The 17,423-nt window shown below is 48.2% G+C and carries 17 protein-coding genes and 1 riboswitch; all 17 genes read right to left on the minus strand.

Features of this window, described 5'->3' with window-relative positions:
* Positions 1–98: 98 nt before the first annotated feature.
* Positions 99–1,004 carry a LysR family transcriptional regulator gene (locus H8S75_RS09940; RefSeq protein WP_187021165.1) on the minus strand — a complete coding sequence of 302 codons (906 nt, stop codon included), beginning with the start codon at positions 1,002–1,004 and terminating at the stop codon, positions 99–101.
* Positions 1,005–1,066: 62 nt separating this feature from the next.
* The gene (gene purB / locus H8S75_RS09945) at positions 1,067–2,497 is read right to left on the minus strand and encodes an adenylosuccinate lyase (protein WP_207729101.1); all 1,431 of its coding nucleotides are present in this window, start codon (positions 2,495–2,497) and stop codon (positions 1,067–1,069) included.
* 529 nt (positions 2,498–3,026) lie between these two features.
* Complete coding sequence (gene purF / locus H8S75_RS09950; protein ID WP_187021167.1) at positions 3,027–4,469, minus strand: amidophosphoribosyltransferase; 1,443 nt, start codon at positions 4,467–4,469, stop codon at positions 3,027–3,029.
* Positions 4,470–4,492: 23 nt separating this feature from the next.
* A complete protein-coding gene (gene purC, locus H8S75_RS09955) occupies positions 4,493–5,200 on the minus strand; it encodes a phosphoribosylaminoimidazolesuccinocarboxamide synthase (RefSeq protein WP_002600301.1) in 708 nt (235 codons plus the stop codon).
* 167 nt (positions 5,201–5,367) lie between these two features.
* Positions 5,368–5,754: a hypothetical protein gene (locus tag H8S75_RS09960; RefSeq protein ID WP_187021169.1), complete on the minus strand. Its 387-nt coding sequence runs from the start codon at positions 5,752–5,754 to the stop codon at positions 5,368–5,370.
* Positions 5,755–5,778: 24 nt separating this feature from the next.
* The gene (locus H8S75_RS09965; protein ID WP_187021170.1) at positions 5,779–6,447 is read right to left on the minus strand and encodes a SanA/YdcF family protein; all 669 of its coding nucleotides are present in this window, start codon (positions 6,445–6,447) and stop codon (positions 5,779–5,781) included.
* Positions 6,448–6,556: 109 nt separating this feature from the next.
* Complete coding sequence (locus tag H8S75_RS09970; RefSeq protein ID WP_187021172.1) at positions 6,557–6,889, minus strand: hypothetical protein; 333 nt, start codon at positions 6,887–6,889, stop codon at positions 6,557–6,559.
* A gap of 284 nt (positions 6,890–7,173) precedes the next feature.
* A complete protein-coding gene (locus tag H8S75_RS09975) occupies positions 7,174–7,956 on the minus strand; it encodes a sugar phosphate isomerase/epimerase family protein (RefSeq protein WP_187021174.1) in 783 nt (260 codons plus the stop codon).
* A gap of 558 nt (positions 7,957–8,514) precedes the next feature.
* Positions 8,515–9,243: a hypothetical protein gene (locus H8S75_RS09980; protein ID WP_187021177.1), complete on the minus strand. Its 729-nt coding sequence runs from the start codon at positions 9,241–9,243 to the stop codon at positions 8,515–8,517.
* 43 nt (positions 9,244–9,286) lie between these two features.
* The gene (locus tag H8S75_RS09985) at positions 9,287–9,679 is read right to left on the minus strand and encodes a GNAT family N-acetyltransferase (protein WP_187021179.1); all 393 of its coding nucleotides are present in this window, start codon (positions 9,677–9,679) and stop codon (positions 9,287–9,289) included.
* A 38-nt stretch (positions 9,680–9,717) separates the two neighbouring features.
* Positions 9,718–10,473, minus strand: coding sequence for a 4-hydroxy-tetrahydrodipicolinate reductase (gene dapB, locus H8S75_RS09990; protein ID WP_187021181.1), 756 nt, complete (start codon positions 10,471–10,473; stop codon positions 9,718–9,720).
* A gap of 112 nt (positions 10,474–10,585) precedes the next feature.
* Positions 10,586–11,470: a 4-hydroxy-tetrahydrodipicolinate synthase gene (gene dapA / locus H8S75_RS09995; RefSeq protein ID WP_187021182.1), complete on the minus strand. Its 885-nt coding sequence runs from the start codon at positions 11,468–11,470 to the stop codon at positions 10,586–10,588.
* A gap of 184 nt (positions 11,471–11,654) precedes the next feature.
* Positions 11,655–11,832, minus strand: a riboswitch (Lysine riboswitch).
* Positions 11,833–11,852: 20 nt separating this feature from the next.
* Positions 11,853–12,359: a cob(I)yrinic acid a,c-diamide adenosyltransferase gene (locus tag H8S75_RS10005; RefSeq protein ID WP_002600311.1), complete on the minus strand. Its 507-nt coding sequence runs from the start codon at positions 12,357–12,359 to the stop codon at positions 11,853–11,855.
* A gap of 129 nt (positions 12,360–12,488) precedes the next feature.
* Positions 12,489–13,115: a single-stranded DNA-binding protein gene (locus H8S75_RS10010; RefSeq protein WP_002600312.1), complete on the minus strand. Its 627-nt coding sequence runs from the start codon at positions 13,113–13,115 to the stop codon at positions 12,489–12,491.
* A gap of 408 nt (positions 13,116–13,523) precedes the next feature.
* On the minus strand, positions 13,524–15,365 hold the full coding sequence (gene typA / locus H8S75_RS10015; RefSeq protein WP_187021184.1) for a translational GTPase TypA: 1,842 nt from the start codon (positions 15,363–15,365) through the stop codon (positions 13,524–13,526).
* A 226-nt stretch (positions 15,366–15,591) separates the two neighbouring features.
* Positions 15,592–16,851 (minus strand): glycosyltransferase, encoded by a 1,260-nt coding sequence (locus H8S75_RS10020; protein WP_187021186.1) that lies wholly within the window; start codon positions 16,849–16,851, stop codon positions 15,592–15,594.
* A 13-nt stretch (positions 16,852–16,864) separates the two neighbouring features.
* Positions 16,865–17,374, minus strand: a complete 510-nt coding sequence (locus H8S75_RS10025) for a DedA family protein (RefSeq protein WP_110324804.1) — start codon at positions 17,372–17,374, stop codon at positions 16,865–16,867.
* Positions 17,375–17,423: the final 49 nt, after the last annotated feature.

Genomic DNA, 17,423 nt, shown 5'->3' on the forward strand with positions numbered 1-17,423 from the left:
TTACCGGATTCCACACTGCTCATTGCCACCGCGTATATCATAGCTCAAAGCGCATCATAAGTAAAGTCAATATTATTTATATTCTCCATAAGTTTCAGTTATATTATTGGTTTTTCCGGTTTTTCCATCAATAGTTCCAGCAGACGGCCTCCGGCGGGAGACATGGGATTTTTTCGGTCTGTGATGATGCAGAAACTCCGCTCCGGCATTCCCTGCTTAAATTCCAGTTCAAACAGATGGCCTGCTTCGATTTCCTTCTCTGCAAACTCCGACATCACGCAGCCGATTCCAAGATTCCTTATGGCAAACTGGACAATCATATCACTGGTCGCCAGCTCGAATTCCGGTTCCACGACAATACCCAGCTTCTCTAAAAAATCATCCATAAACCGTCTCGTACTCGTATTCTTTTCCAGAAAAATACAGGGAAGTTCTTTCAGAATACCGTATTCCAGCCTTTTCCCCTTTAAATGCTTAAACTGCTCTCCCGCCACAAAAATATTCCGGATCTTCTTTACCTCAGTGACAGAGACCTCCGGCCTCGCATCGACCGGGGAGCTGACCACGCCGAAATCTATGGTTCCATGACTTAAAAAGCCCAGTGTCTCCGGTGTGGGGCCGTTGGACACCGTTACCTTAACCTTCGGATATTTCTCGTGAAAACGCTCCAGAAACGGCAGTAAATAAAACTGAAGCGTCATATCGCTGGCTCCGATTCTAACCTCTCCCGTATCCAGATCCTGCATCCGCCTTAACATATTCTCCCCATACCAGATATCATCTAAACCCGATTTCACATAAGAATAGAGAAGCTCTCCCTCTCTCGTCAGCCTGACACCTTTGGAGGTCCTGATAAACAGCTTCGCATCGACGGAAAGCTCAAGCTGGCGGATCGCCTGGCTGACGGCCGGCTGGGAGATGCACAGCTTCTCCGCGGCCAGCGTGATGCTGCCTAACTGTCCTACGTAATAAAACACCTTGTAATATTCCAGATTGCTGCTCATACCGTATCCTCCTGAAAAGAGCAGAGACTATCGATCGCCTCTGCTCTGTATCTATTCTTATTTTAGACATTAATCTCAGCCGTCATCCCAAGAACATCCTGATTCGCGGAAAGCAGCGGCCGAATCACTTCATCCAGATAAATCTCCACCTGAGCCGGCGCGCATCCGACATACTTCTTCGGATCCATGTTCTGTTTAAGTTCATCAAGGCTTAAATTGAACGCAGGATCGGCGGCAATCAGCTCCAGGAGATTATTGTCCATACCGTTTTCCTTCACATTTCTTCCGGCCTCCATGGACAGCTCACGGATTTTCTCGTGAAGCTCCTGTCTGTCACCGCCTGCTTTTACGGCATCCATCATAATATTCTCGGTAGCCATAAATGGCAGTTCCGCCATCATGTGTTTCTCGATCACCTTCGGATAAACGACGAGACCGTCTACTACATTTAAGTAAAGGTCCAGAATACCGTCAATCGCCAGGAATCCCTCCGGAATGCTGAGACGCTTATTCGCGGAATCGTCCAGCGTGCGCTCGAACCACTGGGTGGAAGCCACCAGCATGGGGTTCATCACATCGGACATCACATAGTTTGACAGAGAGGCGATTCTCTCGCTTCTCATCGGATTGCGCTTGTAGGCCATGGCGGAAGAACCGATCTGGCTCTTTTCAAATGGCTCCTCGATCTCCTTCAAATGCTGAAGCAGACGGATATCATTGGAAAACTTGTGCGCGCTCTGTGCGATGCCGGCCAGTATATTTAAGACACGGCTGTCCACCTTTCTCGAATACGTCTGGCCGGAAACCGGATAGCAGCCCGGATAGCCCAGCTTCTCTGCGATCATCGGATCCAGCTTTCTTACCTTGTCCATATCGCCGTCAAACAGCTCCAGGAAGCTGGCCTGTGTGCCCGTGGTGCCTTTGGAGCCTAATAAACGGATGGAGCCTGCCACATAGTCTAAATCCTCTAAATCCATGACCAGCTCATGCATCCACAGTGTAGCGCGTTTTCCAACCGTAGTCGGCTGTGCCGGCTGAAAATGGGTAAATGCCAGCGTCGGCTGATCTTTGTACCTGTCTGCAAACTTCGCCAGCTCCGCAATCACGTTGACCAGTTTTTTCCTGACTAACGCCAGCGCTTCGGTCATAACGATAATATCCGTATTGTCGCCCACGTAGCAGGAAGTCGCTCCCAGATGGATGATTCCCTTTGCTTTCGGGCACTGTACGCCGTAAGCGTACACATGGGACATGACGTCATGACGCACTTCTTTCTCGCGCTGCTTCGCTACATCGTAATTGATCTCATCCTGATGGGCCTTCAGCTCATCGATCTGTTCCTGTGTAACCGGCAGCCCCAGTTCCATCTCCGTCTCGGCGAGAGCGATCCAGAGCTTCCTCCATGTGCGGAATTTCTTATCCGGTGAAAATATATACTGCATTTCTTTGCTGGCATAGCGCTCAGACAAAGGACTCTGATAGCGGTCGTTCATAAAAATATACCAAGGAGACTGATGGCTTTCGTCATACGTAGGAACCGGCATGTGACTGATACCGTTTCCACGTCTCCACCCTTTCTTTTGATTTTATTTCAATCCACATTTTGAGGCCAGAATACAAAACCCAGAGTGACATAGTAGCTATGCTGCCATTTTATCCAGTTACCCGGATTGTTTTGACCTCATGTCAGTGGGGGATATCTGCCCGCCACTGCCGCTAAGTTTGTTTTTGCGATTCATCTCCTACCTGTAGAGGCTGGGAGAATTCTCGTTGATTTTTGTTAAATATCATATCATAATCTGCTCACAGTTAAAAGCAAAAAATCACAAAATTTACGGTTGTGCCGGATCATGCCGAATCATACCCATCTCACTGCCGCTCTCCCTGCATAAAAGGCGCCGGGCCGGATGGTGACACAATCCGGTGCAGCGCCTCTTTTCTTCTGCGGAATCTCTGAACTACTGCACATACACGTCCGCAGATTTCAGGACTACTGCACGTACACGTTCGCAGACTTCTGAACTACTGCGCGTACTCGCCCCGGATATCCTCCTCAGGCGGCTGGATCGGATACTCACCGGAAAAGCACGCGGTACAGATTGGCAGTCCCTGTGCCATTTCCGTCAGCCGTTCCTGTCTTAAGAAGGACAGGGAATCCGCGCCGATCATGTCGCAGATCTCCTGTACCGTCCGGCCGTGAGCGATCAGCTGGTCCTCGGAAGGAATATCCGTTCCAAAGTAACACGGATGGAGAAATGGCGGAGCGCTGATCCGGACATGGACCTCCTTCGCCCCTGCTTCCCGCAGCATCCCGACGATCAGAGCGCTGGTGGTTCCTCGGACAATGGAGTCATCAATCATGATGACACGTTTGCCCGCCACAGCCTCCTTTAAGACGTTCAGTTTAATCCGAACGGCCGACTCCCGGCTGCTCTGCTTCGGCTTGATAAAGGTTCTGCCCACATAGGAGTTCTTGACAAAGGCAGTGCCATAGGGAATTTTTGACTCCATGGAATAGCCCAGCGCAGCTCCATTGCCGGATTCCGGAACTCCGACCACCAGATCGGCTTCCACCGGTGAATCTAAAGCCAGGGCACGGCCGGCAAGAATTCTGGCCTGATAGACGCTCACTCCGTCAAACACGCTGTCCGGTCTGGCAAAATAAATGTATTCAAATACACATCTCGCTTCCCTGCTCCGGTTCTGAAAGCACAGCCTCGTATCCGATGCGATACCATCCTTCGTAATGGTAACGATCTCACCCGGTCTGACGTCCCGGACGAATTCCGCTCCGATCGTATCCAGCGCACAGCTTTCCGACACCAGAATATAGGCGTTGTCCCGTTTTCCGATACAGAGGGGCTTGAATCCGAAGGGATCCCTGGCCCCAATCATTTTTCTGGGACTCATGGCAACAAGGGAATATGCTCCCACAATCTTCTTCATGGCTCCGGCAACCGCCTCTTCCACAGAAGATGTCTTCACACGCTCCCTTGCGATGTGGTAGGCAATGACTTCAGAATCAATCGTAGTCTGAAAAATCGCCCCCGAATATTCCAGCTCCCGGCGAAGATCCGGCGCATTGACAAGATTGCCGTTATGCGCCAGAGCCAGAGTGCCTTTTATATAGTTTAAAACCAGCGGCTGGGCATTTTCCCTGGTACTGCTGCCCGCCGTCGAATAACGAACATGACCCACTCCAATATTGCCGTGAAGACCTTCTAATATCTCAGGAGTAAAGACTTCGTTACACAGACCCATCCCCTTATACGCGTTTACTTTCCCCTTGGGGCCCGCCGTATCGCTGACCGCGATTCCACAGCTTTCCTGCCCCCTGTGCTGCAATGCGAATAATCCGTAATAAATGGTAGACGCCACGTCCCCGTGATCGAAATCATACATTCCGAAGACGCCGCACTCCTCATGTAACTCATCCCCCGCAGTAATATTCAAGTCATGTCTCATGTAGTAATACCTTTCTGTGCTGTTTACTGGATACCAAGACGGCGGAATACTTCTTCGTAAGCGTCTTCTACGTTGCCCATATCGCGGCGGAAACGGTCCTTATCCAGTTTTTCATGTGTTTCCTTATCCCACAGTCTGCAGGTATCCGGAGAAACCTCGTCGGCCAGAATGATCTGTCCATGGTAACGGCCAAATTCGATCTTAAAGTCGATCAGCTCGATGCCAAGGCTGTCAAAATACTCTCTCATCACTTCATTTACCTTGAAGGTATACTTTGTGATCGCGTCGATCTCCTCCTGAGTTGCCAGGTTCAATGCCAGCGCGTAGTAGCTGTTGATGAACGGATCGCCCAGATCATCATTTTTATAGCTGAATTCCAGTGTAGGACAAGCGAACTTAATGCCTTCTTCCATGCCCATCTTCTTTGCGAAGCTGCCTGCGGAGAAGTTTCTTACAATTACTTCTAAAGGAACGATCTCTACTTTCTTAACAGCGGTCTCACGGTCGCTTAATTCCTCGATGAAATGAGTCGGAACGCCTTCTGCTTCCAGCTTCTTAAAAATGTGGTTTGTCATGCGGTTGTTGATCGCGCCTTTTCCTACGATGGTACCCTTTTTTAAACCGTTGAATGCCGTAGCGTCATCTTTATAATCCACAATTAATACGTCCGGATCCTCTGTTGTATAAACCTTTTTCGCTTTTCCTTCATACAGTAATTCTTTTTTCTCCATGGTATCCACCAGTCCTTTTCCTGAATTAATTTATAAGTTTTATGAATAAAACCAAGGTATTTCAGTAGAAATTATAATACAGTGAAAATGCGATTGCAACATTTTTATATATTATAAATTCTTATGGCCGAGGGCTGTATTCGCATATAAATGCGCCGGACACCGCGTTAATCCGGTCTGTTCTCCACATTTTCACGGCGAAGCTTCTCCTCTGTCCGCCAGAATTCCACCCTGCCCTCTTTCCAGTCAATTGTAACACCGCTGTCCTTTTTGTCAGATGGGGGCACATCTTCTAAAGTCCCAAAATCCGCCGTCTCCACCGTCTCTTCCTTCACGCAGCCGATATGTAATCGACGCGCGGCCTCCGTAAAAATACCGGGATCATTTACACCTATAACGATCAGTTCCGCCAGAGCCATACAGCTTAAACAGTTTCTGAAAATGTGTATACGTCTTCCCATAGACGCCCTGAGAAAGCCGCGGCTTCTCCACGGCTTCTTACTCCGGTTATATCGTTTCATCCGTTGTTTTTCTGCAAACAGGGTATTCTTCAAAAGCCCGTCCCTTCTTTCTCCGCATTAGTCATTTGTTGCATTTCCATCGCCATTCACCGGAATCGCCTCTCCCAGGTACGTCGGCTCCGGCTTGAAGATTCCGGTCATAAAGTCTTTCCCTCTGGCCAGCAGTTCCCTCACATCACGCCGCTTCTGACCGGCGTACGTCCTCTGGTCAGAAGCCACGCCATAAGCGTCGAGTCCCAGCTGTTTCGCGGCATACAGCGCTCTGTAGAGATGGTAGCGCTGTGTCACGATGATCACCTTGTCCGCCTGAAACACATCGCGGGCCCGGTACATGCTCTCGTAGGTGGAAAAACCGGCATGATCCATAAACACATCCTCGGAAGGCACGCCGCGGGCCACGGCGAACTGCTTCATCACGTTCACCTCGTCGTAATTTTTCCGGCCGTGATCTCCGCTCATCAGCAGCTTTAAAGAAGCGCCTGCGTCGTACAGCTCGATCCCGCGAAGCAGACGGTCCTCCAGCATGTTGCTGGGGTTTCCGTCCGGATGGACGCCCGCTCCCAGGACAAGGATGCAGTCCGCTCCCAGCGCGGCCGCCTCCTCCTGTGAAAGAATCCGTTTTTCCGTAGATTTGATCATATATGTATTGACGCCCGCCAGGCAGACAATACCGGCAACGCCCAGAACGATCAGTGTAATAAATGCCTTTTTTATCAGCTTTTTCATTCTTTTATCCTCATTTCTGTTATACGCTCCATTATATAACAAGGAAAAAAAGGCTTCAAGCCTTTCCGGGCCTGAAGCCATTTTATTTTTCGTCTCTGTTCTAAAATACTTATTCTGCAGCAGAGCTCATATCAGCACTGTTGGTCGGATGGCCGTTGCTCTCGCCAGTTATATCATCGACACCTCTCTCAACATCATTGATCATGCCGTCGATGACTCCGGTGCTTTCCTCAGCGTCTTCATCAGCATTTCTTGTAGTACCCATACCTGCTGAGGTCGATTCCATTGTTGAGGAGGATTCCATAGCCGTTGTCTGCGTTGCAGCTGCGCTGCTGCCTCCAGTGGTCTCATTTGTTGTGTTCTTATTGCTGCCGCATGCGGACAGACACATCACTGTCATAATGACAAGTACTGCAAATACATATGGTTTTATTCTTTTCATAATACATTCTCCTTTCATTTTCTATGCTTAGTATGTGTTAGAGGAGAATAAATTATGGTGGGAAATTTTTCTAATTTTTTTAATTGCTTAAAGCCGGAAAACAGCTTAAAAATTCTTGCCTTAAAGTCATTTTGTCCGTTCTGCAGAATATAAAAAAAAGTTCATTTCCGTATTCCTAAAATTCTTTGCAGCTTTATCAATAATTTTCATCCCATTTCGAACAGCAACATTTTGAGAAGCTATATGTGTGTCCCGAATCATCGAGCAGACAGACAAACTGTGATTTAAATTATTCTCATTTCATCTGCTTTTTTAGCTTTTTGATATGCCAAATCCAAAAACTGCTGAATCGATAGATGTTCATAATCCCAATTCATAGGTTCCAAGGAGGTGGCACCTTGATATCCTGTAAGTGCAATTCTTTTCATCACATTAACCCAATCTATATTGCCATCAAACGGCAACTGATGTTGATTATGCTTTCCACCGTTATCCTGTAAATGTAGCGCCATTAAACGATTTCCATATAGTTTCAACAAGTCGTCATCAGGAGCGTAATTCAGGTGATGACAACTATCGTAACAATATCCTACATTTTTTGATTGGAATGCCTCTAATACCAATGCCAAATTTAAAATATTATTCAAATTTTCAAAAGCAACTTGAATATTCTTCTTTTCTGCCTCACTAATAACATTTTCCAATCTTTTAATACCTAAATCATTGACAGGATGCTCATCATCAGGTAAATGAATAACCATTGTTGTTATATTATATTGAAAGCAGTCCTTTACGCATTGCAGATAAGTGTGAAATACATTTTCTCCAGCCAAATTGTCTAATGACAAACAGTTCTGTTCATGAACTGGCGTATGAATATTTTCTATATACAATCCGGCACTTCTTGCATATTGAACATCTTTCTGATAATCAATACCCCTGCCGAACCTGTCGCTCCACCAAAGCATCACACAGTCAAAACCAGCATTTTTTATCAATTTATATCTTTCCTCAAAAGGAACATTATATCCTGCACCATACCCAAAACAATCATATATTCCTATCATATAAATCCCCCAACAGCTTCCACTTTGTTAAGTACGCCTTATTTGACTAATGCGAATTTAGCAAAATAGCCTGATTGCTCCGGCCAAAATACTATCTTCTACAGATCAACACGGCATGATTGCTCATTCCTGTGCATGATTCATAACTTGCCATTTGATCAAGCAGCGGTTTCATTATTTCAAATCTTTCATCGCTCATCGCTTCCACGATACTCACAGTTACAAAAAGTCATCTTTATTTTGCGTCAAAATAATTTCGTTGGCGTTTTCGTTCGGATAATATTCTCTCAGTTTGTCGTGTACACAGGCACCCGTATAAATACCGATTTTGCTTATATATGAAAATACAACAATTCCGTTATTTTTACAGATTCACCTGCATTCAGCAAAAACAAGCTCTACTACTTTTGTGTTTTGGTTTATGTATTCACTGATGAGCAGCTCTCTTTTCCTCACCGGCATTTTAATATTTTTCTTTAACTTTATTTTCATTGCCAGACATGTGCATTCCACGTTTTCAGTCCGTTCTCCACTTCGCGCTTCCTTCGATCATCATTCTTAATTTTCATCACGTTTTATATTCAGCCCGGACAGTTCCCCCTTTTTATCCCGGACCGCATAAATTTTAGTCGAACTGTCGTCAAAGGGGCCGAAATAGTGCCCCAGCTCCTTGTCTTCAAAATACCCTACCAATTCGCTTTCGTAGTATAAACGGTCGCTTTCCCGGTCATAAGTCAGGCCGTACTGCTGATAGACCGTATACGCCTCTTCAATGGTGTCTTTGATATACTCATTTAATTTTTCATCGTTCCCGCCGCCATTAAACGGTGCTTCCCCGTCGTCTGTATACCCGTTTATATTTTCCGTTATCTGCAATTCACAGAGAGCTGACCGCAGAGAAGGCGTTCTATCCGCAAATGCCTGATCATCAAAAAGTTCCAGGCCGGTCACACCGCCTCTTTCATCGTGCAAGGCATAAATATCCACGGTTCCATCCTGATTGGGCCATTCCTTATAGTGGTCGTCATCCACAACGTCTTCAAAATAGCGCACCAGCGCTCCATTATAGTATAACCGATTGTCCTTTTTATCGTAGCTCAGCCCATACGGCTGGTAAACCTCAAATATCTCTGCAATCTCTTCCCGCTTCTGATCAGACGGCCGCCAGGACGCTTTCGCCTTCGTATGAAACAGAAGCCCCGCCGCGCACAGCAGACATAACCCCATCACTAATATGATTATCTTTCTGCTTCCGAAACTGCTTGATCCACTGGTATTTCTGTCCATAAGAATCTCCTTTACACGAAATTATCTAAAGATGCTTTTTCCTTCAAACTGATTTGGGGGAAGCGAGCTGCAACTGCGCCTTTTGCATCAAATCACAGGAAAGATTCATCCCGTTCTCTTCCACCATAAAGGAACATATCTTCTCAAACCCGTGTGCTTCATAGAATCTGATCGCCCGGGCATTGGAGGACAGCACCTCCAGGACACAACTCCGGAACCCCTGCGCCCTCATTCGGGCCTCGATTTCACAGTAAAGCCCGTGCCCCGCGCCATGTTTTGTATATTCGGGCAGCAGATAAATCGCGTAAAGTTCGGCACAGTCCTGATTCCCGCGCCCTTCTGATCTGCCGCAGACCGCGGCTCCCACAATCGCCTCACCGTCTGATGCGACTAAGCAGATATCGCCTCTTTCCATGCTGGCCTGCAGGATCTCCACCCAGTGGTCTTCCTGAAGGGAGATCAGATACGCCTCTCTTAGCCGATCACATCCGCCATGGTATAAAGTCTCGGTTCTTTTCCCGCCAGGAACTTTGCTGCCGATACTGCGCCCTTTGCAAAAATAGCCTTGGAGTAGGCGGTATGCTGGAAGGTAATCACCTCATCCTGTCCGGCGAAGATCACGTCGTGCTCACCGACGATGGAGCCTCCGCGGATAGCCTGGATTCCGATCTCATCCTTCTGGCGCTTCTCCCTCGTCTTAGAGCGGTCATATTGATAGTGGTAGTGGTTGTCCATCGCCTCATTGATGGAGTCAGCCAGCGCCAGAGCGGTTCCGCTGGGCGCGTCCACCTTTTTATTGTGGTGTTTTTCCAGAATCTCGATGTCGAAACCGGACTCCGCCAGTACCTCTGCCGCCTCTTTCACCAGCTTTAACAGCAGATTGATCCCCAGCGACATATTGGCGGAACGAAGTACCGCCACCTGACGGGAAGTCTCTTCCACAAGCTGAATCTGTTCTTCTGAAAGTCCTGTCGTACACACTACCACAGGAATCCTCTTATCGGAACAGTAGCTGAGAAGACCGTTTACCGCCTTTGCCGATGCAAAGTCCACGATCACATCCGCCTCCACGGTACACGCCTCCAGAGAGGGAAATACCGGGTAGGAATTCTGTATGGTGTCATTTACATCAATTCCTGCAGCAATCGTGATATTCTCGTCTTCTTCAACAATTTTAGAAATCACCTGTCCCATGGCTCCATTGCAGCCGTGCATAATCATCTTTACCATAAGTATTTTTCCTCCATTTTATAATGAGTGCAGGGAAGTTTCTGAGAGTGCTCAACAGGCCGGACGCCCTGATACCGATGCGTCCGGCCCTGCATTTAATGATTAACGGGGTTTATAAAATTCCGTATTCTTCCATAGCTTTCTTTAAACGTTCCTGGTTTGCAGGCTCCATCTCAGTGAGCGGCAGACGAAGCGGGCCAACCTTCTTACCCATTAAGTTCATAGCCGCCTTAACCGGAATCGGGTTCACTTCACAGAACAGAGCATTGATCAGCGGAATCGCTTCCAGCTGAAGTCTTGCACTCTCTTTCACATCGCCGCGGAACCAGGAAGCGCAGATCTCGTGGGTCTGTGCAGGCGCTACATTGGACAGAACCGAAACGACGCCCTTTCCTCCGAGAGAGAGAAGCGGCACGATCTGATCGTCGTTGCCGGAATATACATCCACACAGCCGTCTGCCATCGCAAGCATCGTAGCGATATTCGTGAGATTTCCGCTGGCCTCCTTCACACCGACAATGTTCGGCACGTTCTTACAGAGTGTTACAATCGTCTGCGGAGCGATCGTCACGCCGGTACGTCCCGGTATATTATAGAGAATGATCGGAATCTTCACCGCATCTGCAACCGCGGTAAAATGTGCGATCAGGCCGTTCTGAGTCGCCTTGTTATAATACGGGGACACGAGAAGCAGACCGTCTGCACCGAATTTCTCCGCCTCCTTTGAAAGATAGATGGCTGTATCCGTACAGTTGGAACCGGTTCCGGCCACTACGGGTATTCTCTTATTTACCACTTCACACGTATACTTTATTACGCTTAAATGTTCCTCATGGGTCATGGTGGAAGCCTCACCTGTGGTTCCACAGATGACGATGCTGTCCGTACCGCCGGCAATCTGCTCTTCCAGCAGTTCTTCCAGCTTCTCGTAATTCACCTCTCCGTTGTCCTTAAATGGTGTAATCAGCGCTACACCCGCTCCTTCAAAAAGTGCCATAGTCTTATCCTCCTGATTCAATCTGTTCCTGTTGCCAACGCTTTCGCTACATAAAATCATGCGCCCGCCCCGTGCCATTATCCTGCTCTTATCCTTTTGCCTGCAAAACGATCATTCCTGACAGAGAAAAAGAGCTGACAGCGGGGTCAGCTCTTAAAGTTCAGAATCCGGTAAATACTTCTTATCTTCAAGCAGCGCCCCATCCATGCAGGATGACAGTCATATGATTCTTCATCATATGCCCAGAACAGATACGTCCCGGGCCGTACCGTCCTTCGGCGTCTCATCCTTTCCTCCACCCTCACATGCACCCTGATGCATCAGGCAGAATACTCATAATCAACGCAACCTCTACTTTATTATGTATGTTACCATACTACCATTATTGCTTTGTATTGTCAACTTTAAGATGATCAATTTCTCTGATACCATCCACGAGGGGATCCAGCTCCTTCGGGAATACCTTTCCAGTCAGAATCAGGTCGATTTCCTCAACCCTGGACTGAAGCAGCGTCGTCATCTCATCCATCTCGATAATCCCCTGATCCAAAAGTCCCAGCACCTCATCGAGAATAACCAGGTCACACTCACCGGTCGAAAGTACTTTTCTTGCAAAATTCATGCCGTTGCGGATATTCATCCGTTCTTCCTTCTGCTGCTCCTCCGATAATGTCTCGAAGAAAGCATCGGACTTTTCAAACCGGAAAATCTTCAGTTCCGGTTCCAGCCGCTCTAAAATCTCACAGGAGGCCAGCTCCTGACAGCCCTTTAAAAACTGTATCATGATTACCGTCTGCCCCTTTAACAGAGCGGAGATCCCCATGCCGAGCGCAGCCGTCGTCTTTCCTTTTCCTTCGCCGCATATAACCTGTATTGTACCTTTACTCATCCTTTTGCACCTCATACCAGCAAAAAAGCAATATATTGATATACTACGTTAGAACCCGCTTATCGTATCACAAAATTTAAATTTTTGCAAGTTTTCTTACCGTTTTCTTAATTGCCGCCTTATCCTTTGCTATTCCGCGCATTCCAGCTTGCTGACAGATACCTCGTAAGCGATCCGCTTCTCACACTCGGTTTCGCTGAGCTTCTTCGTATACTCTCTGCTCTGCACGCGGCCCCAGACCTTCACCCGCGCGCCGACTTCGAAGCCGGAGGCGTATCTGGCGTTTCTTCCCCACGCGATACACGGAATGTAGTCAGACTTCCCATAAGGCCGGTTTACGGCGAGCAGAAGATCCGCGATCTCTCTGCCCAGAGGAGTCTTTCTGTATATAGGGGCCTTACATATATATCCATCCAGAAAAATCTGATTTGTTTTCGTATAATCCGTAAATTCCTCCAGGAAATGGATCTCACGCACGAAGATGGACAGAACCAGGCGGTTTTTCGTCCCTTCATGCCGGTTATAGGAACGGAACTGTCCCAGGGCTTCCATGGTACAGCCTATGTAATTCGCTTCTACATCGATGAGCCGCTCCGATATCATAAGAGGTATGACATCAGCCTGCTCGCTAAGACGATTTACTGCAACGTCCACCATATAGAATCCTTCTCCGAATACCTCATGGCTGAAGGTGAAGCCGGAGATGATCTCCCCGATTACGCTTACTTTGTTGTTCTCAATCATTTTTTCCGACATTGTATTTCTCCTCTTCTTTCACTAATTTGCCGTAACGATTCAGCCGGGCGTCCTGCGTATTCTGTTTTCCTGCTTTTGAAAACAGAAAGATGCACGGATGAATGGTTACAATTTGCTTTGCAGCTAATATTAAGTGTATGAAAAGGGATTCCGTGAAATGATAAGAACACATCCAAAAATATCGACAGAAAATACCTGTCAAACCTCACAAAAAATCAGTTACCCCCATATTTCCCCGAAATACCGGATGCCGGATACCGGCGGATTCTCTTTTCCTTCCGTTTTCGACATTTATTGACAGTAAACGGATTTCACTATTTCCAGGATGCAAATATGCCCTGCGAAAGTTTCCTCCCGCAGAGCATAATCTTATATACAGCCGTTGTCGGTATAGCTAATATAATTCCATTAACCCAATGATTTCTTGTTCAGGGAAGACCTCTTCCTCATCGTCGGATCCAGGATCTTCTTTCTGATTCTCAGGGATAACGGTGTGATCTCAAGGAGCTCATCCGTATCGATAAAGTCCAGACACTGCTCCAGACTCATTTCCTTTGGCGTCGTCAGCTTCAGGGCATCATCCGCACCGGAGGAACGGGTGTTGGTCAGCTTCTTCATCTTGCAGACGTTGATCTCGATATCCTCTGCCTTCGGGTTCTGACCGATTACCATACCGGAATAAACCTTCACGCCGGCTCCGATGAACAGGATGCCTCGCTCCTGCGCATTGAACAGACCGTAGGTAATGGATTCACCTGACTCATAAGCGATCAGGGAGCCGGTCTTACGGTAGGATAAATCTCCCTTGAAAGGAGCGTAGCCGTCAAATGCCGTATTCATGATACCGTTGCCCTTTGTATCGGTCATGAACTCACCGCGGTAGCCGATCAGGCCTCTGGACGGAATCGAGAATTCAAGCCTTGTATAGCCGCCGTTAGCCGGGCTCATGCCCTGCAGTTCGCCCTTTCTGCTGGTCAGCTTCTGGATAACCGCGCCGGTAAACTCCTCCGGTACGTCGATATAGGCGATCTCCATCGGCTCCAGTTTACGGTTTCTTTCATCATACTGGTACAGAACCTCAGCCTTGCTGACTGCAAATTCAAAATTCTCTCTTCTCATGTTCTCGATCAGAACGGAAAGATGCAGCTCGCCGCGGCCAGATACCTTAAAGCAGTCAGGAGATTCGGTCTCCTCCACGCGAAGGCTGACATCGGTGTTCAGTTCGCGGAACAGACGCTCTCTGATATGACGGGAGGTGATAAATTTACCTTCCTGTCCTGCCAGCGGGCTGTCATTTACCATGAAGTTCATGGCGATAGTCGGTTCGGATATCTTCTGGAACGGAATGGCTTCCGGGTTTTCCGGAGAGCAGAGCGTATCACCGATATGAATATCCGTAATACCGGAAATGGCCACGATCGCGCCGATTCCCGCTTCCGTCACTTCCACCTTGTTCAGTCCCTCGTACTCGTACAGCTTGCCTACCTTAACCTTACGCATCTTGTCCGGGTCGTGATGGTTTACGATGACACATTCCTGATTGACACGAATCGCTCCGTTATCCACCTTGCCTACGCCGATACGGCCTACGTACTCGTTGTAATCAATGGTGCTGATCAGAAGCTGAGTCGGCGCTTCCGGGTCTCCCTCCGGAGCCGGAATATGGTCGATGATTGTCTGGAATAAGGCGCTCATGTTCTCTTCCGCGTCCTCTAAATTCTTCTTTGCAAAGCCGCCCTTTGCGGATGCGTATAAGAACGGGCAGTCTAATTGCTCTTCTGTCGCATCAAGGTCCATGAGGAGCTCTAAGACTTCCTCTTCAACCTCGTCCGGTCTCGCCTCCGGACGGTCAATCTTATTGATACAGGCTACAACGGAGAGGCCCAGTTCCAGCGCCTTGCGCAGAACAAATTTCGTCTGCGGCATAACGCCCTCGTAGGCATCCACCACCAGAATAACTCCGTTTACCATCTTTAAGACACGCTCAACCTCACCGCCGAAATCCGCATGGCCTGGCGTATCGATAATGTTGATCTTCGTACCGTTGTAGTTGACAGCGGTATTCTTGGAAAGGATGGTAATACCACGCTCTCTCTCAATATCATTGGAGTCCATAACCCGGTCAACAACTTCCTGATTCTCGCGGAAAATTCCGCTCTGTCTGAGCAGGGCATCCACCAGGGTAGTTTTGCCGTGGTCAACGTGGGCGATGATGGCTACATTTCTGACGTCTTCTCGTTTCATCTTCATAATATGTGTACTCTTCTTTCCTTTGGATAAAAACTCAATAAAAAACTAAGGACTCTATACTGTCCTTAGTTTCATTTACACTCTTCACAATAAATTAGTATAGCACCCTATATACCAGATTGCAAGGTGTTTTTCAGAATTTTGGCTATTGCCTTTCCAGTTTTTTCACTTTCGCCGGTACATTCCTACTTATCCGACGGTTCTCTCACCTACCTGGAAGGCATAGTCAGGCAGTCTTAAACAGCCGCAGGAAAGACGGCACAGGCAGCTGCCTGCCACTGTATTCCCATTCCGGAGAAGTTCTTCTTTCTATCATTTTCCGGTACTGGTGTTCCGCTTCCCTTGCCACCGTCTCCGCCTTATATAAGGAAGCAGTTTCTGCGGCTCCCGCCGATAATTTCTGATACAGCTGCGGTTCTGTCATGAGGCGTGCTGCGGCAGACGCCCATTCTTCTTCCTCTTCTCCGGTCATGAATCCGTTCTTTCCCTGGCTGACGACATCGACGACTCCGCTGGCATGCACCGCAACTACGGGACAGCCTGCGGCCATGGCTTCCAGAAGAACGATTCCCTGCGTCTCCGATTTGGAGGCGAACAAAAATCCGTCTGCCGCATGGAGATAATGGGATACCTCGGCGTTGGGAACCCGTCCGGCAAACACGATCTGACGTCCGATTCCAAGCTCCTCCGCCAGATTCTTAAGGGTCTTTTTCCTCGTCCCATCCCCAATTATCAGAATGCGGAAGCAGTCTCCCACCAGTTCCTTGAGACGGGCGGCTCCCCGCAGCAGAAAATCGAGATTCTTCTCCTTTTCCAGGCGCGCAGTCGTGGCAAACAGCCACGGTTCTCCATTTAAATACCGGGATCGGATCTCCTTCTCACGTTCAGGATCCCGTTTAAATGCCTCCTCTCCAATTCCCGTGGGAAGGACCTCCAGCGGGGTCGCAACTCCCTGTGTCACCAGACATTCCTTCATCGATGACGTCGGTACGAATACCGTGTCACACTGATCCATAAATGTATTCAGATACCCTGGCACCAGCACTTCCCTGCTGAAACGCGCTGCATTTCTCACAGGCCCCCGCCCCGCCGCCATCTTCTCATACAGTTTAAAATAGTGAAGATATTCCTCATAGCGGGTGTGGTACGTATATGCCAGCGGAATTCCGTATTTTTTGCTTAAATATACGGCCGTAAATCCGATTACCACCGGGTGATGTACATGAATAACGTCAAACTGTTCTTCGCGGAAACTCTTCTCAATGCGGCTGTCACTGAAATTGCCGATTACCAGTCCCTTGTCCCGCCACTCGTAAAGGACCCGGAATCTCACCACATCCGGTTCTTCCTCCCATCCTGCCCCCTCCGGTGCAAACACGGTCACCTGATGCCCCAGGCTCCGAAGCCCCTCTGCCAGCCTCTCAACGGAAATTGGAACACCGCCGATGAATGGTTTGTAATTGTTTGTCAGCATTGCGATCTTCATTTTGCTCCTCCTCTTATGAAAACAGACTGATCGCCCTGTCACCCAGCCAGTAACCGGCTCCTATCAGGAAAAAATTCCATACAAAAATTCCAAGCGCCGAGCTCACGCTGTATTTAATAAAATTCATGCGGATCACTCCGGCCGGAATGGAAATCACGGTCCTGACCATGGGAATCAGCTTGCTGATAAAGATTCCGATGGCCCCCCGCCTCTCCAGCATGGCAAAGTTCTTCTCTATGACCGGCCGCTGGGCCGGAAACTTCTTTAAATACCGTTCCAGCAGCACATGGCCGCCCAGCCTTCCCAGCCCGTACAGTATCCAGCTTCCCAGCAGTCCCGCAGCCAGCGCCAGCAGCAGCGCCATCCCAAGTCCGATCTGCCCTCTTGCGGCCCAGATCCCTGCCAGCGGCATGATAACACCGGCCGGAAAGCCGGGAAGATTCAAATATTCCAGCAACACAATTACAAATATAAAAACTGCCCCGTACTGCAGAAAATACTGTGTCAATGCCTGTATATCCATAAAAAAAACCTCCTTGATGATAGAATCATAAAGGAGGAATCTTAACACC

It is taken from the genome of Hungatella hominis, from assembly GCF_014288005.1.
GTDB lineage: Bacteria > Bacillota > Clostridia > Lachnospirales > Lachnospiraceae > Hungatella > Hungatella effluvii.

Excerpts from the sequence above, each read along its gene's own strand:
- H8S75_RS09970 (WP_187021172.1), bottom strand. The coding sequence starts at position 6,889 with ATGAAAAGAATAAAACCATATGTATTTGCAGTACTTGTCATTATGACA.
- H8S75_RS10025 (WP_110324804.1), bottom strand. The coding sequence starts at position 17,374 with ATGGATATACAGGCATTGACACAGTATTTTCTGCAGTACGGGGCAGTT.
- dapB (WP_187021181.1), bottom strand. The coding sequence starts at position 10,473 with ATGGTAAAGATGATTATGCACGGCTGCAATGGAGCCATGGGACAGGTG.
- H8S75_RS09975 (WP_187021174.1), bottom strand. The coding sequence starts at position 7,956 with ATGATAGGAATATATGATTGTTTTGGGTATGGTGCAGGATATAATGTT.
- H8S75_RS09965 (WP_187021170.1), bottom strand. The coding sequence starts at position 6,447 with ATGAAAAAGCTGATAAAAAAGGCATTTATTACACTGATCGTTCTGGGC.
- purB (WP_207729101.1), bottom strand. The coding sequence starts at position 2,497 with ATGAACGACCGCTATCAGAGTCCTTTGTCTGAGCGCTATGCCAGCAAA.
- typA (WP_187021184.1), bottom strand. The coding sequence starts at position 15,365 with ATGAAGATGAAACGAGAAGACGTCAGAAATGTAGCCATCATCGCCCAC.
- H8S75_RS09980 (WP_187021177.1), bottom strand. The coding sequence starts at position 9,243 with ATGGACAGAAATACCAGTGGATCAAGCAGTTTCGGAAGCAGAAAGATA.
- purF (WP_187021167.1), bottom strand. The coding sequence starts at position 4,469 with ATGAGACATGACTTGAATATTACTGCGGGGGATGAGTTACATGAGGAG.
- purC (WP_002600301.1), bottom strand. The coding sequence starts at position 5,200 with ATGGAGAAAAAAGAATTACTGTATGAAGGAAAAGCGAAAAAGGTTTAT.
- H8S75_RS10005 (WP_002600311.1), bottom strand. The coding sequence starts at position 12,359 with ATGAGTAAAGGTACAATACAGGTTATATGCGGCGAAGGAAAAGGAAAG.
- H8S75_RS10020 (WP_187021186.1), bottom strand. The coding sequence starts at position 16,851 with ATGAAGATCGCAATGCTGACAAACAATTACAAACCATTCATCGGCGGT.
- H8S75_RS09940 (WP_187021165.1), bottom strand. The coding sequence starts at position 1,004 with ATGAGCAGCAATCTGGAATATTACAAGGTGTTTTATTACGTAGGACAG.
- dapA (WP_187021182.1), bottom strand. The coding sequence starts at position 11,470 with ATGGCACTTTTTGAAGGAGCGGGTGTAGCGCTGATTACACCATTTAAG.
- H8S75_RS10010 (WP_002600312.1), bottom strand. The coding sequence starts at position 13,115 with ATGTCGGAAAAAATGATTGAGAACAACAAAGTAAGCGTAATCGGGGAG.